This window comes from Aminobacter sp. Y103A, from assembly GCF_030294925.1.
GTDB classification, from domain to species: Bacteria; Pseudomonadota; Alphaproteobacteria; order Rhizobiales; family Rhizobiaceae; genus Aminobacter; species Aminobacter ciceronei.
The window spans coordinates 3,541,398-3,564,027 of record NZ_AP017986.1 but is presented as its reverse complement, the minus strand read 5'-3'; the positions used below and the strand labels follow the sequence as shown (position 1 = coordinate 3,564,027).

At 63.1% G+C, this 22,630-nt stretch carries 25 protein-coding genes; 11 read left to right on the top strand and 14 right to left on the bottom strand.

The genetic code is table 11. From position 1 onward, the window contains the following. Window positions 1–29: 29 nt before the first annotated feature. The 4 genes from Amn_RS17525 (at window position 30) to Amn_RS17510 (ending at window position 3,599) form a co-directional block, all read left to right on the top strand. A complete protein-coding gene (locus Amn_RS17525; protein ID WP_286290799.1) occupies window positions 30–464 on the top strand; it encodes an EamA family transporter in 435 nt (144 codons plus the stop codon). Then, on the top strand, window positions 461–1,468 hold the full coding sequence (locus tag Amn_RS17520) for an NAD-dependent epimerase/dehydratase family protein (RefSeq protein ID WP_286290798.1): 1,008 nt from the start codon (window positions 461–463) through the stop codon (window positions 1,466–1,468). The genes Amn_RS17525 and Amn_RS17520 overlap by 4 nt, the downstream gene beginning before the upstream one ends. Before the next feature lie 71 nt (window positions 1,469–1,539). Then, on the top strand, window positions 1,540–2,952 hold the full coding sequence (locus tag Amn_RS17515; RefSeq protein ID WP_286298090.1) for an aspartate aminotransferase family protein: 1,413 nt from the start codon (window positions 1,540–1,542) through the stop codon (window positions 2,950–2,952). 161 nt (window positions 2,953–3,113) lie between these two features. Then, window positions 3,114–3,599, top strand: a complete 486-nt coding sequence (locus Amn_RS17510; RefSeq protein ID WP_067960878.1) for a cupin domain-containing protein — start codon at window positions 3,114–3,116, stop codon at window positions 3,597–3,599. Window positions 3,600–3,622: 23 nt separating this feature from the next. Here the strand turns inward: Amn_RS17510 and Amn_RS17505 are convergent, their stop codons facing one another. After that, window positions 3,623–5,371, bottom strand: coding sequence for a glycosyltransferase family protein (locus tag Amn_RS17505; protein WP_286290796.1), 1,749 nt, complete (start codon window positions 5,369–5,371; stop codon window positions 3,623–3,625). Between the two features lie 293 nt (window positions 5,372–5,664). On the opposite strand from Amn_RS17505, the gene Amn_RS17500 reads away from it, so the two are divergent. Both Amn_RS17500 and Amn_RS17495 read left to right on the top strand, forming a co-directional pair. After that, a complete protein-coding gene (locus Amn_RS17500) occupies window positions 5,665–8,226 on the top strand; it encodes a GcvT family protein (protein ID WP_067960886.1) in 2,562 nt (853 codons plus the stop codon). A 157-nt stretch (window positions 8,227–8,383) separates the two neighbouring features. Continuing rightward, window positions 8,384–8,665: a zinc metalloprotease gene (locus tag Amn_RS17495; protein WP_067960888.1), complete on the top strand. Its 282-nt coding sequence runs from the start codon at window positions 8,384–8,386 to the stop codon at window positions 8,663–8,665. On the opposite strand, the gene Amn_RS17490 is transcribed toward Amn_RS17495, so the two are convergent. Then, window positions 8,616–9,521, bottom strand: coding sequence for an IS110 family RNA-guided transposase (locus Amn_RS17490; protein ID WP_067960891.1), 906 nt, complete (start codon window positions 9,519–9,521; stop codon window positions 8,616–8,618). The two genes, Amn_RS17495 and Amn_RS17490, sit on opposite strands and share 50 nt — an antisense overlap. Window positions 9,522–9,715: 194 nt before the next feature. Here Amn_RS17490 and Amn_RS17485 point away from each other — a divergent pair, with 194 nt between their 5' ends. Further along, window positions 9,716–10,189: a site-2 protease family protein gene (locus Amn_RS17485; protein ID WP_067960895.1), complete on the top strand. Its 474-nt coding sequence runs from the start codon at window positions 9,716–9,718 to the stop codon at window positions 10,187–10,189. A gap of 34 nt (window positions 10,190–10,223) precedes the next feature. Here the strand turns inward: Amn_RS17485 and Amn_RS17480 are convergent, their stop codons facing one another. Then, window positions 10,224–10,808: a TetR/AcrR family transcriptional regulator gene (locus tag Amn_RS17480; RefSeq protein WP_246719222.1), complete on the bottom strand. Its 585-nt coding sequence runs from the start codon at window positions 10,806–10,808 to the stop codon at window positions 10,224–10,226. A 134-nt stretch (window positions 10,809–10,942) separates the two neighbouring features. Here Amn_RS17480 and Amn_RS17475 point away from each other — a divergent pair, with 134 nt between their 5' ends. The 3 genes from Amn_RS17475 (at window position 10,943) to Amn_RS17465 (ending at window position 12,778) form a co-directional block, all read left to right on the top strand. Then, on the top strand, window positions 10,943–11,359 hold the full coding sequence (locus Amn_RS17475; RefSeq protein ID WP_154383915.1) for a DUF6463 family protein: 417 nt from the start codon (window positions 10,943–10,945) through the stop codon (window positions 11,357–11,359). Window positions 11,360–11,456: 97 nt separating this feature from the next. Further along, window positions 11,457–12,299, top strand: a complete 843-nt coding sequence (locus Amn_RS17470) for a DUF1194 domain-containing protein (RefSeq protein ID WP_286298088.1) — start codon at window positions 11,457–11,459, stop codon at window positions 12,297–12,299. Between the two features lie 98 nt (window positions 12,300–12,397). Then, a complete protein-coding gene (locus tag Amn_RS17465; RefSeq protein ID WP_182573459.1) occupies window positions 12,398–12,778 on the top strand; it encodes a peptidase inhibitor family I36 protein in 381 nt (126 codons plus the stop codon). A gap of 3 nt (window positions 12,779–12,781) precedes the next feature. Here the strand turns inward: Amn_RS17465 and Amn_RS17460 are convergent, their stop codons facing one another. The 3 genes from Amn_RS17460 to Amn_RS17450 all read right to left on the bottom strand — a co-directional run bounded on the left by Amn_RS17460 (window position 12,782) and on the right by Amn_RS17450 (window position 14,734). After that, window positions 12,782–13,720 carry a GlxA family transcriptional regulator gene (locus Amn_RS17460; protein WP_353622437.1) on the bottom strand — a complete coding sequence of 313 codons (939 nt, stop codon included), beginning with the start codon at window positions 13,718–13,720 and terminating at the stop codon, window positions 12,782–12,784. A 367-nt stretch (window positions 13,721–14,087) separates the two neighbouring features. Further along, window positions 14,088–14,228, bottom strand: coding sequence for a hypothetical protein (locus tag Amn_RS17455; RefSeq protein WP_182573457.1), 141 nt, complete (start codon window positions 14,226–14,228; stop codon window positions 14,088–14,090). A 326-nt stretch (window positions 14,229–14,554) separates the two neighbouring features. Beyond that, on the bottom strand, window positions 14,555–14,734 hold the full coding sequence (locus tag Amn_RS17450; RefSeq protein ID WP_182573456.1) for a hypothetical protein: 180 nt from the start codon (window positions 14,732–14,734) through the stop codon (window positions 14,555–14,557). A 227-nt stretch (window positions 14,735–14,961) separates the two neighbouring features. Here Amn_RS17450 and Amn_RS17445 point away from each other — a divergent pair, with 227 nt between their 5' ends. Beyond that, window positions 14,962–15,861, top strand: coding sequence for a LysR substrate-binding domain-containing protein (locus Amn_RS17445; protein WP_067960915.1), 900 nt, complete (start codon window positions 14,962–14,964; stop codon window positions 15,859–15,861). 21 nt (window positions 15,862–15,882) lie between these two features. Here Amn_RS17445 and Amn_RS17440 read toward each other — a convergent pair whose 3' ends face one another. From Amn_RS17440 to Amn_RS17405, 8 genes are all read right to left on the bottom strand, one after another. Then, entirely contained in the window at window positions 15,883–16,065 is a 183-nt protein-coding gene (locus tag Amn_RS17440; protein ID WP_067960918.1) for a hypothetical protein, read from the bottom strand. 157 nt (window positions 16,066–16,222) lie between these two features. Continuing rightward, window positions 16,223–16,525 (bottom strand): hypothetical protein, encoded by a 303-nt coding sequence (locus tag Amn_RS17435; protein ID WP_154383918.1) that lies wholly within the window; start codon window positions 16,523–16,525, stop codon window positions 16,223–16,225. Between the two features lie 150 nt (window positions 16,526–16,675). Next, entirely contained in the window at window positions 16,676–16,858 is a 183-nt protein-coding gene (locus Amn_RS17430) for a hypothetical protein (RefSeq protein WP_067960925.1), read from the bottom strand. Window positions 16,859–17,190: 332 nt separating this feature from the next. Continuing rightward, a complete protein-coding gene (locus tag Amn_RS17425; protein ID WP_067960928.1) occupies window positions 17,191–19,299 on the bottom strand; it encodes an ASKHA domain-containing protein in 2,109 nt (702 codons plus the stop codon). A 180-nt stretch (window positions 19,300–19,479) separates the two neighbouring features. Continuing rightward, a complete protein-coding gene (locus Amn_RS17420; protein WP_067960930.1) occupies window positions 19,480–20,448 on the bottom strand; it encodes a methyltetrahydrofolate cobalamin methyltransferase in 969 nt (322 codons plus the stop codon). 77 nt (window positions 20,449–20,525) lie between these two features. Further along, the gene (locus Amn_RS17415) at window positions 20,526–21,626 is read right to left on the bottom strand and encodes a methylenetetrahydrofolate reductase (RefSeq protein ID WP_067960933.1); all 1,101 of its coding nucleotides are present in this window, start codon (window positions 21,624–21,626) and stop codon (window positions 20,526–20,528) included. After that, complete coding sequence (locus tag Amn_RS17410; protein WP_067960936.1) at window positions 21,623–22,207, bottom strand: methylenetetrahydrofolate reductase C-terminal domain-containing protein; 585 nt, start codon at window positions 22,205–22,207, stop codon at window positions 21,623–21,625. Before Amn_RS17410 ends, Amn_RS17415 begins: the two co-directional genes overlap by 4 nt. Beyond that, the gene (locus tag Amn_RS17405) at window positions 22,200–22,502 is read right to left on the bottom strand and encodes a virulence factor (protein ID WP_115733777.1); all 303 of its coding nucleotides are present in this window, start codon (window positions 22,500–22,502) and stop codon (window positions 22,200–22,202) included. Before Amn_RS17405 ends, Amn_RS17410 begins: the two co-directional genes overlap by 8 nt. Window positions 22,503–22,630: the final 128 nt, after the last annotated feature.

The following is a 22,630-nucleotide window of genomic DNA, read 5'->3' as shown; positions in this document are numbered from 1 at the left end:
GATAGGTTGTGCGAAGGACGGACAAAGCAATGAAATATATCCTCTTCATCCTTTTCACAGTGATGACCAATGCCGCGGCCCAGCTGATGCTGAAACAGGGCATGATGTCTCTTGGTCCGCTTTCTTTCGAAGGCAGCAATCCGCTGATCAAGATACTGCAGATCGTCTTCAGCCCATGGGTTTTCGCCGGACTGCTGACTTTCGTCCTCTCGATGGCATCGCACCTCTATGTGCTGTCCAAGGTCGAGCTCAGCTTCGCCTATCCCTTCCTCAGCCTGGCCTATGTGGCGGTGGCGGTGTTTGCCTACTTCGTCTTCCATGAAGACCTGAATGCCTGGCGCATCGCCGGCATCGCCTTCATCTGCGTCGGCACCGTGCTGATCGCCCAAAGCGGCCGCGACCATGGCGAAGTTGTCGCCGCGGCCTCTACCGAACCCACCAAGACAAGCGAGCTTTTGCGATGAGACACATCATTTTCGGAGGCGACGGCTTCGTCGGTCGTCATCTTGCGCCCAAACTGATCGCCGACGGCGAAGAGGTTGTCGTTGCCGACATCGTCAAGAGCGACCTTGCGCATTACCGCAACGCGCGTTTTGTCCATTGCGACGTGACCGATCCCGCCGCGATCGCAGCCGTCGGCATCAAGGCCGACGACATGGTCTACAACCTGTCGGCCAAGATGCTGTCGCCGCTGCAGGTGCGGGCCAAGCGCCACGACTTCTTCTTCCCGGTCAACTATTTCGGTACCGAGAACATCATCAAGGCGATGGACCATGCGGCAGCGCCGAGGCTGGTCCACTACACCACCGACATGATCTACGGTCATACCGTGACCCATCCGATGACCGAAGAGCATCCGGTGGCGCCGCTCGGCGAATATGGCTGGTCGAAGCAGAAGACCGAGGAACTGGCCGCCGAGTGGCGGACGCGCGGCATGAACATCTCGCTGTTCCGCCCGCGCCTGATCATCGGGCCCGGCCGTCTCGGCATTCTGGAGAAGCTGTTCAAGATGATCGACTGGAACCTGCCGGTGCCGATGATCGGTTCGGGCAGGAACCCATACCAGTTCATCTCGGTGTTCGACTGCGCCGAGGCAGCGCGGCTTGCCTGGAAGGCCGGCGTGCCGAACGAGGCCTACAATCTCGGATCGCTCAATCCGCCGCCGGTGCGCAAGCTGCTCGGCGACCTTGTCAAGCATGCCGGTTCGAAGTCGATCCTGCTGCCGACGCCGGGCTGGGCGGTCAAGCGGACGCTCGACCTGCTCGACCTGATGAACATGCCGATCATGGATCCCGAGCAGTATCTGATCGCCGACGAGGAGTGCGTTCTCGACGTCTCCAAGGGCGAGCGCCAGCTCGGCTGGGTGCCGCAGTACCGCGACGAGGACATGCTCATCGCAGCCTACAAGGAATATCGCGCCAAAAAGGACGGCCTCGCTGCGTCCACGCAGCACGCCCCGGCTGAATAGAGGATATGAACATGACGCTTGTCACCAAGCCGGATACGGCCCATTCGCATGCCGTCGCGGTTGCTCCGGCAATGACTTCGGCAAAGCTCGCCAAGCCGAACCTGATGTCGGTCGAGCAGGCCAAGGCGCTCGACGTCGCCAGGATGACCGACCTGTTCAAGGCGCATCTCAACCCCGGCCAGCTGCATTTCATGAAGCTGCTCGGCTTCCACAAGATCAAGATCGAGCGTGCCGAGGGCATGCACTACATCGATCAGAATGGCCGCAAGATCCTCGATTTCTTCGGCGGCTTCGGTTCGCTGGCGCTCGGCCACAACCATCCGCGCGTGCTCGAGGCGCGCAAGAAGTTCCAGGACGAGAAGCGCCACGAAATCGGCATCGCCTTCATGTCGCAATACGCCTCGGCGCTGGCCTACAATCTGGCACAGATCTCGCCCGGCGATCTCGACATGGTGTTTTTCGGCTCGTCCGGTTCGGAAGCCATGGAAGCAGCTGTCAAGCTCGCCGAGCGTGCTGCGGGGCCGGCACGTCCCAAGATCGTCTATGCCGAGAACTCGTTCCACGGAAAGACCAAGGGCGTGCTCTCGGTCACCGACGGCGCGCTCTATCGCGGCGAGTTCAAGCTCACCGAAAACACCGTGCGGGTGCCGTTCGGCGACATCGATGCCATCGAGAAGGCGTTCCGTTCCGATTCGGCCATCGGCGCCATCGTGCTCGAGACGATCCAGGGTGGTGGCGGCATCAACAAGGCACCGGCCGCGTTCTGGCACAAGCTGCGCGCGCTGTGCGACCAGTATGGGGTGATCTGGGTCGCCGACGAGGTGCAGTGCGGCGTCGGCCGTTCCGGCCGTTTCTATGCCTTCGAGCACTATGACGTGGTGCCCGACATCACCGCGGTTGCCAAGTCGCTGGGTGGCGGCAAGGCAGCGATGGCTGCGATGATCGCCCGCCGCGACGTCTACATGAAGGCCTATGGCACGCCGAAGACGGCGATGATCCATGCCATGGCGACCTTCGGCGGTATCGGCGAGGGCTGCATCACGGCCATCGAGACGCTCAACGTGCTCTATGACGAAGGCCTGATCGAGAATTCGGCCGACACCGGCGCCTATCTCCTGGCGCGGCTGGAGGAACTCCAGGCGAAGTACCCCAAGATCATCAAGGAGGTTCGCGGCCAGGGCCTGATGGTCGGGCTCGAGTTCCACGACTTCTCGCAGACGCTGCCGATGGTGCTGCGCCCGGTGGTCAGCGTGCTCGACGACAAGCTCAAGGGGTCGCTGTCAGGCTTCGTCGGGGCGCTGCTGCTGCGGGACTATGACGTGCTGGTGGCCTTCACCGAGTACAACCGTAATGTCGTGCGCCTGCTGCCGCCGCTGACCTGCAGCCGCGCCGATGTCGACGTGCTGATCGCAGCCCTCGACAGCCTGCTCGGCCGCGGCATCGTTTCGATCGTCAAGGACTTCGTCAAAAGCCAGGTCAAGTAGGGGACATCATCCCCGTCGCCTCCAAAGCCGGGTCTCGACCCGGCTTTTTTTGTTAGCTGGTTGCCGGAGGGCGTTGGCGCTGTCGGCGGGAGGCGGTTGTCCGGCTTCCGCAAGCGCGGCATGTTCGGATGGCGCGGCGGAGCAACAATCGGGAGGAGCGAATGGTCAAGCCGATCATTAATCTGGACGAGGTCGAGTTCGACGACATCGAGGAGAATGGCATCTACACGTCGAAGAGGGCGTCGATAAGCCGTCACATCGGCGCGCAAAACCTCGGCTACAACCTCACCGTTCTGCCGCCGGGCAAGGTTCAATGCCCGTTCCACAACCATCGCGGCGAAGAGGAGATGTTCTTCATCATGGAAGGTGAGGGCGAGCTACGCTTCGGCGACAAGCGCTATCCGATCCGTCAGCACGACGTCATCGCCTGTCCGACCGGGGGAGCTGAAGTGGCCCACCAGATCATCAACACCGGCACGACGACGATGCGGTATCTGGCATTGTCGACGCTGGTCGAGGTCGATGCCTGCGAGTACCCGGACTCGGGCAAGGTGATGGTCGTCTCCGGCAAGCGGGGAGTTCCCGGGCTCCGCAAGATGTTCCGGGCCGAGAATACGACCGACTACTACGACCGCGAGAGCAGGTAAGCCGTTCCGTTTGCGGCTCGACGCTACTTGTCCAGCGCTGCGAAAAACCTGGGATGGACGAAGGCGTCGTAGCAGGAATCGAGCTGGATACGGCGGTGCTGGGTCAGTGCGCTCTTGTACATGTCGTAGAGCGCGGCATTGGCCGTGGTCGGCGGGCAGGTGGGCAGGAGGACGAGGTCGGTGTCCGCCACCGCCGCCTCCTCGGTCGAGCCGGGGTCGGGCACGGCGCGCATCGGGTCGGCGCCGATGGCGATGTGCAGCGGTGCCGAGCGGTCGAGCAGCCAAGGGAAGGGGTTGACGAAGTTCAGCGACATCAGCGTGTTGAAGTGGACGCCCTTGTCGGCTTCCAGCTTGCGGATGGAATCGACCGCCGTGTCGACATTGCTGAGATAGGTGACCTGGAAGTCGAAATCGGAATAGAGCAGCGGCGTCGGCAACTCGCCGGCGTTGGTGAGGTCGGCATAGAGTTGCCGATGCTCCGGGTAGAATTTCAGCATATGGTCGACACGGACGGCGACCTCGCTGCGCATGTTGACCGCCCCGAGCGTACTAAGATTGCGCTGCGCGATGGGCCGGTTCTTGAGCGAGCCGATATAGGCGCGGGCCGCGCGCTCGACGACGAACAACGCTGGCGGCAATATGACGGCCGCAGCCAGTCCCAGGACCGAGAGCAGCACCATAGGCTTGGCAAGCAGCCTAGACGCCTTTAGCAGGATGGCGACGATGAGCGGCGCCAGGAAGATGAACGCTTGGCTGCCGGTGTTCTGCGTCTCGAACAGCACGCCGGCGAACAGGACAGCGAGCAGCCAAAGCCCGTTATGGTCGAGAAGCCCCGAAACCGCTGTCGCAAGCGACGTCTTGCGGTCGGCGGAAAAGCGCTCGGACAGCTTGTGCCGGTCGGACCAGAGCAGGACCAGGGCGAGCGCAGACGTCGCCAGCACGACTCCGAAATTGATCGAGGTGGACTGCAGGAAGCGCGGCAAGAGCGTGCCGCCGTTCATCATCACCAGCTTGAGGATGTCGGTGATGTAGTGGCTGACCAGGCCGCTGGACAGTTCGATGGCGGCAAGGACGGCGGCGAAGATGACCAGCGCCTCCAGCGCGTAGCGAAACTTCACGCGGCCGGCGAAGAACGCATAGGCGGCGATGACGCCGCCGGCGACGAAACCGGTGATCTTGAGGAAGAACAGCGCCGTCATTGTGAGCGAAATCAGCGCAACCAGCAGGTAGCGATTGCGCACGAACATCAGCGCGGCCACCAGCACATACAGCATCTGGCAGACCTGGCGGTTATAGATGCCGAATGCGTCGGAGCCGGGGAACGGATAGAATTCGCGCGTGTTGAAGGGCAGCAGGGCGAACAGCAGGAACGGCACCAGCAGCGCAAATGCGATTCCGCGCGAACGCTGGCCTACATCCCACAGCACCAGCGCCATCAGCGGTGCGCTGACGGCAAGCAGCGACCAGTGCGCCACGAGCGCCGGCTGGGCGTTGGGAAACAGCGTCACCCAGCCTGCAAACAGGTAGTAGCCGAGCGGGCCGACGGGGGTGAAGAAGTCGTTGATCGGCACCTGGCCGTCGAAAATGCGGTTCGCCGCATCGTAATAGATCAGCACGTCCCAATACATCGGGCCGATCGGCACGGCGACCGGCAATGCCAGCAAGGTGCAAACCAGCAGAAACGCGACAGCCAAAAGAAAAAGCGGGCTTGTCGTCTTGGCCTTGAGGCGTGAACCCAGGGATGCAGTAGGCGGCGTGAAAGTGGTGTTCATCTTCGGCACCTGCGGCAATCTCGATCGACATGGAGTTGTTGTATTCAACTACAGGTAAATGGCGACAAAAGCGTTAAGCGGGCCGATTTCGCCATGCTTGCGGCCGTGGCCGCGGACTGTGGGCCGGGGTGACGAAGGCGCGTCGGCGGCAGGAGCAGAACCGGGCGGCGCGGCGGATCGATGCCGGCAATTTTGCCGAGGTCGCGCGGCCTTGTGGCAATGTCGCAAACAGGCTGCAATCGCGCGGCGGCGCTCTATAGTCTGCGCGCAATATCATCTCGGAGTCGTGGGTAATGGCTGAGTTTCCGAAAACGGCAAAGGTCGTCATCGTCGGGTTGGGCGGCATCGTGGGCGCATCGATTGCCCATCACCTGATCGAGCGCGGCTGGACCGACATCGTCGGCATCGACAAGTCGGGCGTGCCGACCGACATCGGCTCGACGGCGCATGCCTCCGACTTCTGCTACACCACCAGCCACGACTTTCTCTCGGTCTGGACCACGCAATATTCGATCGATTTCTACGAGAAGATGGGCCACTACGCCCGCATTGGCGGCCTCGAGGTGGCGCGCGCCGGCGACGACAGCTGGATGGAGGAGATCAAGCGCAAGCTTTCCTCGGCCAAGGCGTTCGGCACCCGCGCACACTACGTTTCGCCCTCCGAAATCAAGGCGATGTTCCCGCTGATCGAGGAAGATCAGGTGATGGGCGGCATGTTCGATCCCGATGCCGGCCTCGTCATCCCGCGCTCGCAGACGGTCGCAGGCAAGCTTGTCGATGCCGCCGAGAAGTCCGGCAAGCTCCAGGTCTTCGGCAACACGCCGGCGACGTCGCTGATCGTCGAGGGTGGCCGCATCAAGGGCGTCGTCACCCATCGCGGCACAATCATGTCCGACCATGTCGTCGTCTGCGCCGGCATCTGGGGCCGCCTGATCGCCGAAATGGTCGGCGAGGACCTGCCTGTCATGCCGGTCGACCACCCGCTGACCTTCTTCGGCCCCTACAACGAGTTCGAGGGCACCGGCAAGGAAATCGGCTTCCCGCTGCTGCGCGACCAGGGCAACTCGGCCTATATGCGCGACACCGGCGACCCCAAGACCACCGAAGGCGGCCAGATCGAGTGGGGCTACTACGAGCAGACCAATCCGCGCCTCTGTCATCCGCGCGAGCTCCTGGAAAAACATGAGGCTCGCCTGTCGCCGTCGCAGCGCGACCTCGACATGGAGCAGATCATGGAGCCGCTCGAGCGCGCCATGGAGCTGACGCCGATCCTTGGCGAGATCGGCTACAACGAGAGCCACTCCTTCAACGGCCTGCTGCAGGTTTCCGCTGCTGGCGGCGCCTCCTGCGGTGAAAGCCAGAAGGTGCGCGGCCTCTGGTACTGCGTCGCCATCTGGGTCAAGGACGGACCCGGTTACGGCAAGCTGATCGCCGACTGGATGACCGACGGCCGCACCGAGATCGACCACAACTCGATCGACTATGCCCGCTTCTACCCGCACCAGCTGGAAGAGAAGTTCATCGAAGGCCGTACCTTCGAGGCGGCGCAGAAGATCTATTTCCCGGCCGTTCATACTCGCGAGCCCTATGCCACCGGCCGCAACGTCAAGCGCTCGCCCTTCTACGAACGCGAAGTCGAGCTCGGCGGCTACTTCATGGAACTTGGCGGCTGGGAGCGTGCGCATGGCTACAAGGCCAATGAGCACCTGCTGGAGAAGTATGGCGACCGCGTGCCGGTGCGCGAGAACGAGTGGGACTCCAGGCACTTCTGGCGCGTTTCGAATGCCGAGCATCTGGCGATGAGCGAGGATTGCGGCATCGTCAACCTCAGCCATTTCCACATGGTCGATATCGAAGGCCCCGACCATGTCGAGCTCTTGGAATGGCTCTGCGCTGCCAAGATCGGCGGCGACGGCAACATCGGCAAGGGCGTCTACACTCACTTCCTCGACGACGAGGGCATGGTGCGCGCCGACTTCACCGTGTTCCGCATGGCCGACCGCTGCCGGCTGGTGAACGGTGCCGATGCCGGTCCGCGCGACTTCCACTACATGAAGCGCGTCGCCGAGGATCGTGGCCTCGACGTCACCATCACCGACACGTCGGAAAAGTTCATCACCATCGGCATCTGGGGGCCGAATGCCCGCGAGAACCTGAAGAAGGTGGTGGCGAACCCTGCTGGCCTCGACCAGGAAAATTTTGCCTTCGCCGCGATCAAGCAGATCGAGATCGCCGGCAAGAGTGTCACAGCGTTCCGCATCTCCTATGTCGGCGAGCAGGGCTGGGAACTGCACATGAAATACGAGGATGGCCTGGCCGTCTGGGATGCGCTGCGCTCGACCGGCGTCATGGCCTTCGGCGTCGAGACCTATGCCAATTCGCGCCGCATGGAAAAGAGCCTGCGCCTGCAGAACGCCGACCTGCTGACCCAATACAACCTCATCGAGGCCGATCTTGCCCGCCCGAAGGTCAAGGACGTCGATTTCCGCGGCAAGGCCAAGCATCTTGAATACAAGGCGCGCGATCACCAGCCCGCGATGCTGTGCACGCTGGTCATGACCGAAAACACCGACAGGAATGGCGTCAAGCGTTACCCGGTCGGCACGCTGCCGGTCATCGACCCGCAGACGGGCGAAGTGCTGGTCGACGAGCTCGGGCGCCGTTCCTACACGACCTCGATCGCCTTCGGCCCGACCATCGGCAAGAATATCGCGCTGGCCTATCTGCCTCACGCCTATTGCCAGGAAGGCCGCAAGCTCGTTGTCGAGTATTTCGCCGAAACCTATCCGGTCGAGGTTGTCGGCATCGGCTACAAGCCGCTCTATGATCCGGAGAACCTGAAGCCGCGCAGCTGACATGGCAGTTTTGAGCGGTCGGAAACTCCTGTCGACCGCTCGACACGGCTACCCCTGCCTGGCCCAGGTCTGATACGCTCGGCCAAACCAGCCGACCGGGGAGGGGTTTCTGGCGACCGTTCGATCAAAAAGGCGCGTTGATGCGCTGACATTCCGCGTGGCCGGCGTTCCCGTTCATGTCCACGCGACCTTTGCCATTCCTGTGATGCTGCCGTTCCTGCATGAATGGTTCGTGCGGCCGCGGCATGCCCTGGTGCTCACCGTCATTGTCGCGGTGCTGCTGTTCTCGGCGGTGCTGCTTCACGAACTCGGCCATCTCTGGGCCGCGCGCCGTAGCAAGATCGCCGCCGAGCGCATCGAGCTCTATCTGTTCGGTGGGCGTATCTTGTTCAGACCATTCGGCCAGCTTCGCGCGCCATGGGCATGGCGACAGCGATGATAGCGCATTTCTTTGATCCGGAGCGTTGGGCGATAGCCTGGTAGAAGGCCTTGAAGCGCTGGTTGGCGCGGATGGCGCCGAGGGCTGCCATGTAGAGCGCCCGCCGCAGCCTCGGCCTGCCGCCCCGGATGCTACGCCGGCCGGTCCTTGTGCCGCTGTCATTGGCAAAGGGCGCAAGGCCTGCGAGGCTGGCGATGGCCTTGGGGGAGATGGTTCCGAGTTCGGGCATGTGGGCCAAGAGGGTCACGGCGGTCACCTTGCCGATACCGGGGGCAGAGGTCAGGCGCGCGGCCTGTTCGGCAAGTCCGTCCAGGGTTTCGACATGGCTGGCGATCTCGGCTTCGAGGGCTGCGATGCGCAGCGACAGGTTGGTGATTGCAGCTTCGATGTCGGCGACGACGGTGGCCTCGCCAGTTTCGTCGCGATGACGCAGCTCGAGCGCCCGCGTGGCGACCAGTTGGTCACGGCGGCGGGCCAAGGCAGCCAGGCGCTCACGCCCGGGACAGGGCGGCGTGTCGGCATCGGGGCGGAACATCGCCCCGATCTCGCTGAGGATGCGGGCATCGACCCTGTCGGTCTTGGCCAGGCGGCCGCGCGCCTGGGCGAAGCGGCGCACCATCATCGGATTGAGCCGGGCACAAGGGATGCCGGCCCGGGCAAACGCATGGCGCAGGGCCTTGTCGTGGTGGCCCGTCGCCTCGAAGACGACGAAGCTGCCTGGTACCAGGCCGGCAGCGAAGCCGGCCAAGGCTGCCGGTTCGTTGGCCACCCGGCTGAAACGGCGGCTGAGCGGATCGAAGACATCGATCATCGCCTTGGCGATGTCGCAACCGATGTAGGTCTGGTGTATCGTCATGGAACCTCTTCCTGTGGTGCGAGGTCCGCGCCAACGGCCTCGTGCAACTGTGCAGGTTGACGGCATGGTGCGGGAAGGGAGCCGAGCCAAGCCACGGTCTACCGTGCTCAGCGCGACGACCAGGATCCTGACGGCGTCCTTCCCGCATTCAATCTACACCAAGCCAAACACACAGGATCTATGCTGCCGGGCCGATGGTGAACCTGACCGTAGGGCTGTTGTTTCTGGCCGGCTATTATCTATTCGCTGCCTCCGCAGGGCCAGGTCTCAGCCTTGTCCCGCCACCGCTCGAACCTTTGCGCCTGCTGGCGTGGACCTTTGCGCTGGGCGCGGTCCTCAATCTTGCGCTCGCATGTCTCAACCTGCTGCCGGCCCTGCCTCTCGACGGGGGATTCATAGCCAGGGAGCTGTTGCAGGCAAGGCTGAGCCCGCAAGCCGCGACACGGATCGTTGGGATTTGCGGCCTTACCCTGTCGACGCTGCGCATGGTTGCCATGCTGTGGGTGGCATCGAAGGGCTTCCTGATCTGGCTGCCCCCGCCCTTCGGCCCAAACTGGCGGGCGGCGCGAGGCATCCGGAAGACCAAGGCGGTGCGCCGCAAGCCAGCGCCGGAAGAAGCCGAGACGTTGGAGTGGCGCGGCAAAGGCGGGCGGCCAATCCGACGGTAACGCCGCCCATGCAATCTTACGCGCGCCGCTTGGTCTACTGCAGGGCCAGTTCGACCAGCGCGAGATAGGCGCTGTCGTCGGCGAGCTCCGGATTGTAGCCGCGCGCCGCGTAAAGCCCGAGCAGGGCGAGATAAAGCATCTTCGCCCTGGCGCGGGCCTTGTCTGGTTGCTGGCCGGCGGCAGCGAGTTCCCTTTCGAGATAGGCGAGGCGGGCGGCGTCGACGGCTCGCAGACGCTCCGCAACCTGGACGTTGGTCGCAGCCCACGACTGGATCGCGGCTTCTGCGCGTGCTGAATCGATGCCGTAGACGGTTCTTGCCAAGGCATCCCGCGCGAGATGGCGCAGCCGCAATTGCGGCGTCGCCAATCCGGCCGCATTGTCGATGAGCTGCTGTGTGAAGTCGGCATCCCAAAGGTCGAGGATCGCTGCCAGCAATTGCGGGCGGTCCTTGAAGTGCCAGTAGAACGAGCCCTTGCTGACGCCCAGCGACTTGGCGAGGCGCTCGACCCTGACTGCGTCAACGCCGCCATCCGCCAGGGCAGCTACGGCGGCGATCAGCCAGTCTTCGCGCGTCAGGTCCCTTGTCTCGCCTTTTGTCTGCGGAACAGTCCCAGCCATCATCTCTCCCTTCTTGCGGCATCGCGCCACACCATACGCATCCGTATGGTTATTTTTGGGCGCTCGCGCTACATACGGTTGCGTATGGTCATGCCTTGCGGCGCGGTCGCGGTCAATCGAAGGAGGTGGACGTCATGGTCAAATGGAGCGCCATTGCGCTGATTTCGCTCGGCATCATTCATATGCTCGTGCTCGGGGCCGAAATCCCCGCGGAACTGCCGAACTGGTTGTCGCTCAATCTCTGGACCTGGGATCACTGGGCGCCGCTCAGGGCCCAGCCGCTCGACCTGGCACTTTCCGGCGGTGTGTTCTGGCAATCCATCGGGTCGCTGGCCATCCCGTTGGTCATTCTCGGCGCGCTCATCCTCTGGCTCGATCGCAGGAGCCTGCCCATCCCTGTCTTTGTCGGCTGGGGGCTGCTCGTCTGGACGGCCATCATGACGGCGATCATGCCGCCGAGTGGCCTGACCGTCGTCTTCGTCGTTTCGGTGTTCCTCACAGTCGGCCTGCAAGTCCGGTCGAGAAAGCGTGGCAATTCCCCGGCAGCCTGACCATTTGCGGTGCGCTTCCCGACAATGTGATTGAAAAGTCCGGCTTTCTGGGCGGGCGTTTCTTTTGAAGAAGCCGAATCTCGCTTACCCTTTGCTTATGTCTGCCGTGGCCAAAGCTCTTCTCGCAGGCGGTGCTGCTTTGGCACTGATGCTGGGTCTCGGCTTTCACGCCAATGCAGCCGAACAGGTCGATGTGGAACTGGTTCTGGCCGTCGACGTCTCGCTCTCCATGTCGCCTGACGAACTCGAGATCCAGCGCCACGGCTATGCCGCGGCGCTGACCCATGAACGTGTCCTGCAGGCGATCGCCGAGGGCGCCTATGGCAAGATCGCGGTGACCTATGTCGAATGGGCCGGCTCGACGTCGCAGATCGTCGTGGTGCCATGGACAGTCATTGCCAATCGCGCCGATGCCGAGCGCGTGGTGCGGCAACTCTCGGCCAAGCCGCCCAACAGCGCGCGCCGCACCTCTATCTCCAGTGCGCTGGAATTCGGCACGGACCTCTTTGCCGAAAGCGCCTACCGCGGCATGAAGCGAGTGATCGACATCTCGGGCGACGGTCCGAACAATCAGGGGCCGCCGGTGGATCTGGTGCGAGACGCTGCCGTGGCGCAAGGCATCACCATCAATGGCTTGCCGCTGATGACCAATGGCGGCTTTGGCAATGCCTATGACGTCGAGGATCTCGACCGCTACTACGCCGATTGCGTCATTGGTGGGCCGGGCGCCTTCATGATCCCGGTCAAAGAGTGGTCGCAGTTTCCGGAGGCGATCCGGCGCAAGCTGGTGCTGGAACTGGCTGGGCCCGCGTCACGTCAGTGGGCCGCCGAGGAAGCAGCCCATCCGCCTGTCGTGCTTGCCCAGGCGCAGCCGAGATATGACTGCCTGATCGGCGAGAAGCTGTGGCGCGACCGCTCCTGGCTCTGGGACAGCCGTTAGGCATAAGTCGTAAACTGCGATCCAGTAGCGGAAAATGCCAAAGTTTGGCCACGCGGCTGTTTTCTCTGCGTCTTCTGGCCACGAGGACACTGAGAAACATGAAACGCCTAGCACTCCTTGCCACCGTCGCATCGGTCCTGATGACCGGCAGCGCAAACGCGCAGTATGACGACGACGTTGCCTGCGAGATGTACGAACACAATGGCTATGGCGGCCGTGTCCTGCCGATGCGGGCCGACCGGTCGATCAGCTTCCGCGCCGGCCGGTTCTGGAACGACCGCGTCTCGTCGGTGCGCGTCGCGCCCGGCTGCACGCTTGTCGTCTACCAGCACACCGGCATGCAGGGCGCGTCGGAAGAGTTCGACCGCAATGCCCGCTCCATTGGCGGCTGGAACGACCAGATATCGTCGGCAGAGTGCATCTGCGACGGCTATCAGGACGACGTCGAGGACGGTTACGACCCTTACCGGCGACAGTAGCTGTCAGGCCGCAATCAACTGTTTGCGGTCGATGCGCTCCTGCTGCGGCGAACGGGCATAAAGCTCACGGTAGCATTTCGAGAAATGCGAGGCTGAGACGAAGCCGCAGGCGACGGCAACCTCGACGACAGGCATCGACGACTGGATCAAAAGATGCCGGGCGCGGTCGAGCCGGATTTCGAGATAATAGCGGGCAGGGGACCGACCCATCTCGGTGCGGAACAGTCGCTCGATCTGTCGCCTGGACAGGCCGACATGGTCGGCAATCTCGATCAGCGACAGCGGCTCCGACAGGTTGGCTTCCATCAGTTCGATGATTGTCAGGACCTTCGAGTTCTGCACGCCGAGCCGTGCCCTCAACGGCAGGCGCTGGCGGTCGGTCGGGCTGCGGACACGATCGGTGAGCACCTGCTCACAGATGCGGTTGACGAGGTTGTCGTCGAAATCGTCGCCGATCAGTTTGAGCATCATGTCGAGGGCAGCGGTGCCGCCGGCGCAGGTGTAGATGTTCTGGTCGACCTCGAACAGGTCGGCATAGACATTGGCCTTGGGGAAAGCCTCGGCGAATCCCGGCAGATTTTCCCAATGGATGGCGCAACGCTTGTTGGACAGCAGGCCGGCATTGGCCAGCACATAGGCGCCGGTGCACAAGCCGCCGACGGCGACGCCGCGATTGTACTCCTCGCGCAGCCAGGCAAAGACCGACTTGTTGGTGTAGGTCTCAACATTGATGCCGGTGCAGACGATGACCATCGAAGGCCGTTCCGGCCCGGCCATTTTCTTGCGCTCCTCGTCGAGCGAGGTGTTGACGGCACATTCGACGCCATTCGAGGCGGGCACGGCCTTACCGTCGATGCTGGCCAAGCGCCATTTGTAGGCCTCGTAGCCGAGCATGCGATTGGCGATGCGCAGTGGGTCGAGGGCAGTCGCAAAGGCGACCATGGTGAAGTCGGGGACAAGGAAGAACACAAGCGATCGTTTGATCGGATGTTTGATGGCGTTCAAGGAACCCTCGCGCTGGCCGGGAACGACGCGACTTTGATGTCGCGAATAGCATAGCGTCAACAGCAAATTCCCTTGCTGTCAATGGGGTTGAAGCTGTCGCTAAAATTAAAGTTTGCGACATGGGCAAAACGCCGCTGGCTCGTTTTGACGAACAAATGACGCGTTTGAAACGGCGGGGCAGCCCGGGCCGGCCGAATGCCGGTGATGTCGCAACTGGCGTCGCCGAATGACGGCGTCAAAAAGAAAAGAGCGGCTTGCGCCGCTCCAATGGTTCGATCCGGGAGGAAAGGGATCGAAAGAAAACTCAGCCGACGAGCATGCCGAGGCGGTTTGCGGCTATCGCTCCGGTCTGGCCGGGCATCGTCCTGGAAAGGCGCTGGCGCTCGATCGCGGTCGACAGCGAGGTGTCGCGGCGGATACCGAACAAGCGGGCAAAAATCTTCATGACACATCTCCATGCACAGTGGTTACACGGGGTGCCTTCGCGTTGTGGAGTGGGGCAGCTCGTTTGACGATGCGCATATAGGCCTTGGCCGATGCGGATCATGCTGCAAATGCGAAGTGGCACACCTCAAAAGCGACACGACATGCGACATTACTGCGGATGCGACGTCGGTTGCGACGAAAAATCAAGCTATTTCAGTCTCTTGAGAGGATGCTGCGGCGCCATGCAAGCCGTTCATCCCAGGCGTGCGGCGCTCGCATGGCTGAGGCGAGGTCGCATGACCTGTCGACACCATGCGACAGGTCGCGACTTCGCCTCGACACTGCTCAGACCGCTTCACCGCTGTGGCCGCGACGGTAGCCGGTGTTCGAATCGAAGGCTTCCGGCCAGCCGATGTCCTTCTGCAATTCGATCGGCAGCGAGCGGATCGAGCGGGCGGTGTTAATGCGGGTACGGGCGGCGTTGAGTTCGCTGGCGATGCGCCCGATCGATGAGAAAATGGACATTGCGGTCTCTCCTTCCTGCTGGGCCGGGTCAAGGCCGGCTTGAGGTGCTCGCCCGGTGGGCACCGCTTGCTTCAACCGTCTCGCGCACCATGGCGCTTCCGTTCCGGGCTCTGTCGACGCTTGGCCATGGCCGCTGCTTCGATGGTGTTGACTATCGCTCAGGGATGAGGTTCAATCAAACGAAATGAAATGATGTGTTCGATCAGAAATATTGAAGGTCATTGGCCATGAACGCACCGCTCAATCATCCGCTGCCGCTGCTCGACCTCGATGTGCTGCGCACTTTCGTTGCGATTGCCGAGACCGGCAGCTTCACCACGGCCGCCAATGCGGTGTTCCGCACGCCCTCGGCCGTGTCGATGCAGATCAAGAAGCTCGAGGACATTCTCGGGCGCTCGGTGTTCTTCCGCGACGCGCGTTCGGTGACGCTGACCACCGACGGCGAAATGCTGCTCGGCTATGCGCGCCGCATGCTGGCGATCAATCGCGAGGCGGTGTCGAAGTTCATCATTCCCGACATCGTTGGCGTGGTTCGCCTGGGTTCGCCCGACGATTTCGGCGAACGCGTGCTGCCGCATGTGCTCAAGCGTTTTGCTCAGACGCATCCTTCGATTGCCGTCGACGTCATCATCGACCAGAGCAGCAATCTCAGACGCCGTATGGACGATCGGGCGCTTGACATCACGCTGCTGACCAATGCCTGCAGGGCCAATGCAGCAGGCGCCGAGACGCTGCTGACCGAGCCGATCGTCTGGGCTGGCGCCAGGGGCGGCTGCGCCCATCTGCGCGAGCCGCTGCCGGTGTCGATCTGGGAAGAGGGGTGCGCATGGCGGGCAGGGGCGCTCGAAGCGCTCGGCCGCGATGGCCGCAACTATCGTGTCGCCTATATGAGCGCGCACACGGCCGGGCAGCGGGCCGCAATCCTGTCCGACCTGGCGGTCGCGCCGCTGCCGCGGTCGTTCATCGGCGACGAACTCGTCGAACTCGGCGTCAAGGATGGCATGCCGGAGATCGGCAACTACAGCCTGGCGATGATCGTGGCACCCGAGGCAAGCGCGCCCGTCAAGGCCGCGGCCGACCATATCCGCGCGGCCTTCGAGACCTTCAACCTTACAGGCAAGTTCTAGAGCGCACCTGTGGTGATGGCTTCAGCGCCTGACTGCTGTGGCCATCGACCGGTAGATGCTCGCCATCAGCGACGATGGCGGGTGCCAGTCAAGGTCGCGCTGAATCTCCGGTGGCAGCGCATTCAGGATGCGGACGGTCCGGCGGGCGCTTCGCGCCAGCTTGTAACGGGCGCCAATGCGGCCGAGATCGTCGAAAAGGGGCATCTGGCCCTCCTTTCAATGTGAATTCCGATTGTGAGTTCCAGCAATCAGCTTGCGCGGCGGCGCGGTTTCAATGCCATGCGCAGGCGCCGGTCGGCCGCGGCAGGCCGGCCGGCGGTGCGCTGGCGAAAGACGAGCAGGCCGACCTTTTCGGCGAAGGTCATGCGCAGCGCTCTTTCGGCCGGGCGAACGCGATAACATTTGTCGCCGGCGCCAAGGGGCCGACGGGCCAGCCGAGTTCGATCTGAATGTCGATGGGCAACGCGTCGATCAGCATCGCCACGCGACCATATTTGTGGAGTTGACCCGCGGCGCCCGACCCATGGTGGGTCACCCCGTCGATCCAGCCGAGCTCGACCTGCAATTCGCGCGGCAAGCCGTTCATCATGTTCTCGATGCGGCTATCGCGGCACGCATGGCGCAACACCGAGCCGTACTGATGAAACTCTCCAATGATGGACATGGTCGTCTCCTGGGAGTAACGGGCCGGCAGCACCACGCGAGACTGGATGCGCCGCCGGCCGGGTAAGAGTTTATGCTCGTTTGTGTTTCAGGTTGATATCGCTTGAGCGCCTTTCTGTTTCATATTGCGCGCGATTCTGAAACATCCGCCTCAACGGTCGGGCGACATGTAGATCGCCAGTGTCGCGTGGCGCCGGCCATGTTCCGGGGCGGGCCAGCCAATGTCCTTCTGGATCTCCGGCGGCAACCTGTTCAGCATGCGTTCGGATCGGGCGGCGCGGCGGGCGCTCTGGATGGCCGCACCGAAGCGGCCGATGGTGCTCATCATCGACATTGTCGTCTCCTGCAAATCCCGCTGCGCCGCGCGCCTCAAGGGGCGTGCAATGAACGCTGTGGTTCGTGTGAATCGGTGCCTGATCCATTCCAAAAACCGAATTCGATCTTCGAGGCCATGCACGTTTACCGCCTGAGAGGCGAAGCTCGCTGGCGGCTGACGAGCAGAAACTAGTTCGGGATTGTTTCGTATCGATTTCGTATGAGCGGCAACTTTAGGTCGAATGGTTGCCTAGCTGAAACACACCCGATACGTGCATCATAGCACAACAGCGCTCCGGCGAGGCGCGGAAAACCTCGTCGAAGCGCCGGTTGGGCAGATGTCCTTGTGGTTCAGTCGCGGGAGCGACGCGCGGCGCGTTCCTCGCGAGACCGGCGGCGTGGTGCACCGTCGGAAAGCTCGCCTTCGACGCTTGCCGCCTTGCGCGGCGGTAGCTTGACCGCGGCCTGCAGCTTGGGGAATGGATCGACCTTGTTGGGCAGCGCCATGGCGTCGATGAATAGCTGCTGGAAGTGCGGCTCGAGCGCGGTCTCGATCTTTTCGATCTGGCCGACCTCCGTCTCGATCTCGCGGCGGTGATTGCGGTTGAGCAGCGCCATCAGCGCGCCGGTGCCGGCGGCGTTGCCGACCGCCTTGACCTCGTCGAGGTCGCAATCGGGGATCAGGCCGAGCACCATTGCGTATTTCGGATCGATGAAGGAGCCGAAGGCGCCGGCGAAGCGGATGGTGTCGACGGTCTCGACGCCCTGTTTTTCCATCAGCAGCTTCACGCCGGCATAGAGAGCTGCCTTGGCAAGCTGGATGGCGCGGACGTCGTTCTGGGTAACGGTAATGCGTGGCTCGCCCTGGCGGCCTTCGCGCAGCAGATAGGAGAAGGTGCGGCCGTTCGGGATGATGCGCGGGCTTTTCTCAGCCATCGATCCATCGATGACGCCATCTTCGGAGATGATGCCAGACAGGTACATCTCCGCCACCACCTCGATGATCGCCGAGCCGCAGATGCCGGTGACGCCGGTGGTCCATGATGCCTCGTCGAAGCCTTCCTCGTCCGACCATTTGTCGGTGCCGATGACGCGGTATTTCGGCTCCAGCGTCTCAGGGTCGATGCGCACGCGCTCGATGGCGCCAGGGGCTGCACGTTGGCCAGAAGAGATTTCGGCGCCTTCGAAGGCCGGGCCGGTGGGCGAGGACGCGGCGACGACTCGGTTCCGGTTGCCGAGAATGATCTCGGCATTGGTGCCGACATCGACCAGCAGCATCATCTTGTCCTGGCGGTACGGTCCCTCGGACAAGGTCGCACCGGCAGCATCCGCGCCGACGTGCCCCGCGATACAGGGCAAGGTGTAGAGACGCGCGCCGCGATTGACCTCGATGTCGATCTCATGCGCCCAGAATTGCAGCGCGCCTGAAACGGCGAGCGCGAACGGCGCCTGGCCGAGTTCCGTCGGGTCGATGCCGAGGAACAGGTGATGCATGATCGGATTGGCGACGAAGACGCAGTCGAAGATGTCGTCGCGGTTGGCCTGGCCTTCCTCGCAGACCTTGCCGATGAGCCCGTTGACGGCCTCGCGCACGGCCTTGGTCATGGCTTCGCGACCGTCGGGGTTCATCATCACATAGGAGACGCGGCTCATCAGATCTTCGCCGAAGCGGATCTGCGGATTGGACGTGCCTGACGAAGAAGCGATGCGGCCGGACAAAAGCGACACCAGATGCATGGCGATGGTCGTCGAGCCGATGTCGCAGGCGATGCCATAGGCCTCGTTCTTCAAGCCGGGGAACAGGCCGATGATGAAGGGGCGCGAGGAATCCATGTCGCGGTGGACTACCGCGGTCACGCCCCATTTGCCGGGCGTAACCTCCGGCTGGTCGGGCAGCTTGGTGCGCAGGATCTTCTGGACCTGGGCGATGAGGTGGGGGGCGACCAGCAGGTCCTTCCAGCCCCAGTCCTTTTCGAGTGCCACCTTGAGGCGGTCGAGGTCGCCGAGCGGCTTGTGCATGTCGGGCTCCTCCAGCTCGACATAGCAGAGCTGGACGGCGGCATTGCGCTCGATGACGCGATCGGTGGCTGCCTTGCGCACGACCTGCGCGTTGATGACGGTGTCCTGTGGTACGTCGATGACGAGGTCGCCCTGGATCGTCGCCGAACATGACAGGCGCCGGCCCTCAGGCAGGCCGCGAACGCGCTCGTAGCGCTCTTCCTTCGGGCCCTTGGGCGAGATGTGGTCGTTCGACGAGATGATCTTGTGCTTGGCGAAATTGCCTTCCTGCACCTCGACCTGGCAGCGGCCGCAGGTGGCGCGTCCGCCGCACACGCTTTCGACATAGACGCCAAGCGTACGCGCCGCGTCGAGCACGGGCGTTCCCACCGGAAACCGGCCGCGCTTGCCCGAAGGCATGAACAGGACAAGCGGATCGGTGATGTTGGCGGGAGAGTTCATTGCAATGCTCCGGAATGCACCGACCTTATGGCGATCGGGTTGCCCCTCATCTGCCTGCCGGCAACTTCCCCCCGCGTGCGGGCGCGTGCGGGGGGAAGGAAAATACATGCGACGGCTCAGCTTCCCCGTCCGACAGGACGACTGGGGGAAAATGGAGCGCGTCGTGTCCCACGACTGATCTCAGCCGCGCGCCATGCGGGCTTCACGGCCGCCGCGGCGGCGGCCGCCGGCGGCGTCACCCGGTGCGCTGACGGCGACGGGAGCTGCAACGGCGTGGCCGCCCTCCGATGGCTTGTAGTCCTTGTAGGTCTTGATCCAGTGGGTGCAGTGCTCGTCGGTGCCGTTGAGCACGTTGGCACCGCGCACCGCTTCCATTTCCTGCGGACGAACCGGGTTCATGATCGCCGAGGTCATGCCGGCGCCGATGACCATCGGGATGAAGGCGGCGTTGATTCCGTGGCGGTGCGGCAGGCCGAACGAGATGTTGGACAGGCCGCAGGTGGTGTTGACCTTGAGCTCTTCACGCAGGCGGCGCAGCAGCGCGAAGACCTGGCGGCCGGCATCGCCAAGCGCGCCGATCGGCATGACGAGCGGATCGACGACCACGTCATGGGCGGGAATACCGAAATCGGCGCAACGCTCGACGATCTTCTTGGCAACCGCAAAGCGGACGTCGGGATCCATCGAGATGCCGGTCTCGTCATTGGAGATGGCGACGACCGGGACGTTGTACTTCTTGACCAGCGGCAGGATCGCCTCGAGCTTCTCTTCCTCGCCAGTGACGGAGTTGACGAGCGGGCGGCCCTTGGCAACCTTGAGGGCTGCCTCGATCGCCGCCGACACCGAGCTGTCGATCGCCAGCGGCAGGTCGACCAGGTTCTGGACGATCTCGAGCGTCTGCACCAGAAGCGCCGGTTCGGTCGCATTCGGATCGACCGCCGTCACGCCGGCATTGATGTCCAGCATCGTCGCGCCGCAGGCGGCCTGTTCCAGGGCGTCCTTGATGACGGTCTCGAAATTGCCGGCAACCATCTCGGCGGCCAGCTTCTTGCGGCCGGTCGGATTGATTCGTTCGCCAATGACGCAGAAAGGCTGATCGAAACCGATGATGATTTCGCGGGTCGCCGAGGCGACGATCGTGCGGGTCATGAAGTTCTCCCTAAGATATAAAGATTTCTTTATATCGTTGTCTGGTTTCGTTCAAGCGCGGCAGTCGCGCCTGCCTGTCAGTGCGCGGTCTTCACCATGTCGACCTGCGATTCGGTAACGTCGTCGTGCAGGATGTGCTCGAGCCGCTCGGCGACACGCTGGTCGTCGGCACGGGCCTCGCGTTTCCATGGCCGGCGACCCTTCAGTACGCCCGATTCATCGACGATCTCGGCGACATATTCCTCCTGCCGGTAGGCCATCACGTGGACTCCCGATACGCCAGGTATCTCCTTGACCTCGTTGATGATGTCGATGCAGAGCTGCTTGCCTTCCTTCTTCTGGTCCTGGGCGCCTTCCAGACGCTTGATGACTGTATCCGGGATGTGGATGCCCGGCACGTTGGCGCGGATCCACTTGGCTGTCTTGGCCGAGGCAAGCGGGCCGACACCGACCAGGATGTAGCATTTCTCGTCATAACCGAGATCGCGCACGCGGTTCATGAAGGTGCGGAACATCGGCACGTCGAAGCAGTACTGGCTCTGCACGAACTGTGCGCCGGCGGCGATTTTCTTGCCGAGATGAACAGGCCTGAAATCATAGGGCGGGGCGAAAGGGTTGACTGCGGCGCCAAGGAAGAGCTGTGGTGGCGTGGTCAGCTTGCGGCCCGACAGGAACTTTCCATTGTCGCGCATGATGCGCACGGTTTCGAGCAGCGATGTCGAGTCGAGGTCGAACACCGGCTTGGCGCCGGGTTGGTCGCCGGCCTGCACGCCGTCGCCGGTCAGGCACAGGATGTTGGCCACGCCCATGGCGGCCGCGCCGAGCACGTCGCCCTGGATGGCGATGCGGTTCTTGTCACGGCAGGCAATCTGCATGATCGGTGCGTAGCCCATGCGGGTGAGCAGAGCACAGATGCCGACCGACGACATGTGGCAATTGGCACCAGAAGCATCGACCGCGTTGATGCCGTCGACCCAGCCGTCGAAGATCTTGGCGCGGTTGTAGACGTCTTCGGGGTCGGCGCTGTCGGGCGGATTCAGTTCGGTGGTGACGGCGAATTCGCCCCGGCGCAGCACGCGCTCCAGGCGGCCGCGCGAGGAGTGGCCGGGCAGGGGGTCGAGCGGCAGGTCGATGCCATCGGGATGCTCGTCGGTCTGGCGCGGGCGCGGCGGGGTCATGCGACTTCCTTGCTGGCAGTTTCGCGCGTTGCGGCAGCCTGAGCGGTCACCCTCAGCCAGGCCGAAGTTTCGCGCAGCGACTGGTCGACCGGCTTCTGGACGTTGAGGATGGCGTCGCCATTGACCATGTTGCGCGAGCCTTCCCAGGCCTTGACCCAGACGCAGGGCATGTCGGGCTCGACCTCGCAATTGCCGTTGGCGCGGACGCCGCCGCAGGGGCCGTTGCGCAGCTGCTTGGGGCAGTTCATCGGGCACGACATTCCGGTCGACGACAAGACGCACTGGCCGCACATCCGGCAGTCGAACATCAGTCCCTTGACCCGCTTCTCGACGAACTTGATCGGGGCCTCGACACGGCCATAGCCGATGCCCTTCCACAGGGGATGGAGCAGCAGGAAGGCGTCGGCGAAGCGGCTGTAGAACCATTCAAGCAGGCGCGAGTGGCGGATCGACCAGAGCCTGATCGTGTAGCTGCGCTGGACGCGCCGCTGCGGCGATACGTCGGCCGGCTTGTAGTCGCTTTTTGGCGCGGCCTTCTTGACCAAGGTCGCCTGGGTTACTGTCGGCTGGGTATCAACCATCTTCCTTGCCGCCTGCCTTGACGAGAGCGACCAGCCGCTCGCGTGTGAAATTTGCATCGATCTCGGCCATCGCCTTGTCGGCTTCCGCCTCGAGGTCGTCGCTGACCGGAACCGGGTCGGCCTTGCGCCACTCCGCCAGATAGGCGTCGGTGTCGCCGGCACCGGTGCGCATCGCGCACATGTCGATCGCTTCGGTAAAGCGCAGCGGCAATTCGCGCTTGGCATTCTGCCGGCCCTTCTTGACGATCACCTGTGCAGGGATGTCGCGCCAGTAGACGATGATCAGGTCGGCCATTTCGGTCTCGCTTTCGATGACGTTGAGCATTGCCGCAACCATGCGGGTGCCGCTTGTTATGGGACGACGCGCGCGCATTCAAAAGCGACGCGATCTCCTGTCGCAAAAAGATAAAGTGAGGATTGCTG

Bases quoted from the DNA above. Each gene is read 5' to 3' on its own strand.
- Amn_RS17525 (WP_286290799.1), top strand. From the start codon at position 30: ATGAAATATATCCTCTTCATCCTTTTCACAGTGATGACCAATGCCGCG.
- Amn_RS17520 (WP_286290798.1), top strand. From the start codon at position 461: ATGAGACACATCATTTTCGGAGGCGACGGCTTCGTCGGTCGTCATCTT.
- Amn_RS17515 (WP_286298090.1), top strand. From the start codon at position 1,540: ATGACTTCGGCAAAGCTCGCCAAGCCGAACCTGATGTCGGTCGAGCAG.
- Amn_RS17510 (WP_067960878.1), top strand. From the start codon at position 3,114: ATGGTCAAGCCGATCATTAATCTGGACGAGGTCGAGTTCGACGACATC.
- Amn_RS17505 (WP_286290796.1), bottom strand. From the start codon at position 5,371: ATGAACACCACTTTCACGCCGCCTACTGCATCCCTGGGTTCACGCCTC.
- Amn_RS17500 (WP_067960886.1), top strand. From the start codon at position 5,665: ATGGCTGAGTTTCCGAAAACGGCAAAGGTCGTCATCGTCGGGTTGGGC.
- Amn_RS17490 (WP_067960891.1), bottom strand. From the start codon at position 9,521: ATGACGATACACCAGACCTACATCGGTTGCGACATCGCCAAGGCGATG.
- Amn_RS17485 (WP_067960895.1), top strand. From the start codon at position 9,716: ATGGTGAACCTGACCGTAGGGCTGTTGTTTCTGGCCGGCTATTATCTA.
- Amn_RS17480 (WP_246719222.1), bottom strand. From the start codon at position 10,808: ATGGCTGGGACTGTTCCGCAGACAAAAGGCGAGACAAGGGACCTGACG.
- Amn_RS17475 (WP_154383915.1), top strand. From the start codon at position 10,943: ATGGTCAAATGGAGCGCCATTGCGCTGATTTCGCTCGGCATCATTCAT.
- Amn_RS17470 (WP_286298088.1), top strand. From the start codon at position 11,457: ATGTCTGCCGTGGCCAAAGCTCTTCTCGCAGGCGGTGCTGCTTTGGCA.
- Amn_RS17465 (WP_182573459.1), top strand. From the start codon at position 12,398: ATGAAACGCCTAGCACTCCTTGCCACCGTCGCATCGGTCCTGATGACC.
- Amn_RS17460 (WP_353622437.1), bottom strand. From the start codon at position 13,720: ATGGTCGCCTTTGCGACTGCCCTCGACCCACTGCGCATCGCCAATCGC.
- Amn_RS17455 (WP_182573457.1), bottom strand. From the start codon at position 14,228: ATGAAGATTTTTGCCCGCTTGTTCGGTATCCGCCGCGACACCTCGCTG.
- Amn_RS17450 (WP_182573456.1), bottom strand. From the start codon at position 14,734: ATGTCCATTTTCTCATCGATCGGGCGCATCGCCAGCGAACTCAACGCC.
- Amn_RS17445 (WP_067960915.1), top strand. From the start codon at position 14,962: ATGAACGCACCGCTCAATCATCCGCTGCCGCTGCTCGACCTCGATGTG.
- Amn_RS17440 (WP_067960918.1), bottom strand. From the start codon at position 16,065: ATGCCCCTTTTCGACGATCTCGGCCGCATTGGCGCCCGTTACAAGCTG.
- Amn_RS17435 (WP_154383918.1), bottom strand. From the start codon at position 16,525: ATGTCCATCATTGGAGAGTTTCATCAGTACGGCTCGGTGTTGCGCCAT.
- Amn_RS17430 (WP_067960925.1), bottom strand. From the start codon at position 16,858: ATGTCGATGATGAGCACCATCGGCCGCTTCGGTGCGGCCATCCAGAGC.
- Amn_RS17425 (WP_067960928.1), bottom strand. From the start codon at position 19,299: ATGAACTCTCCCGCCAACATCACCGATCCGCTTGTCCTGTTCATGCCT.
- Amn_RS17420 (WP_067960930.1), bottom strand. From the start codon at position 20,448: ATGACCCGCACGATCGTCGCCTCGGCGACCCGCGAAATCATCATCGGT.
- Amn_RS17415 (WP_067960933.1), bottom strand. From the start codon at position 21,626: ATGACCCCGCCGCGCCCGCGCCAGACCGACGAGCATCCCGATGGCATC.
- Amn_RS17410 (WP_067960936.1), bottom strand. From the start codon at position 22,207: ATGGTTGATACCCAGCCGACAGTAACCCAGGCGACCTTGGTCAAGAAG.
- Amn_RS17405 (WP_115733777.1), bottom strand. From the start codon at position 22,502: ATGGCCGACCTGATCATCGTCTACTGGCGCGACATCCCTGCACAGGTG.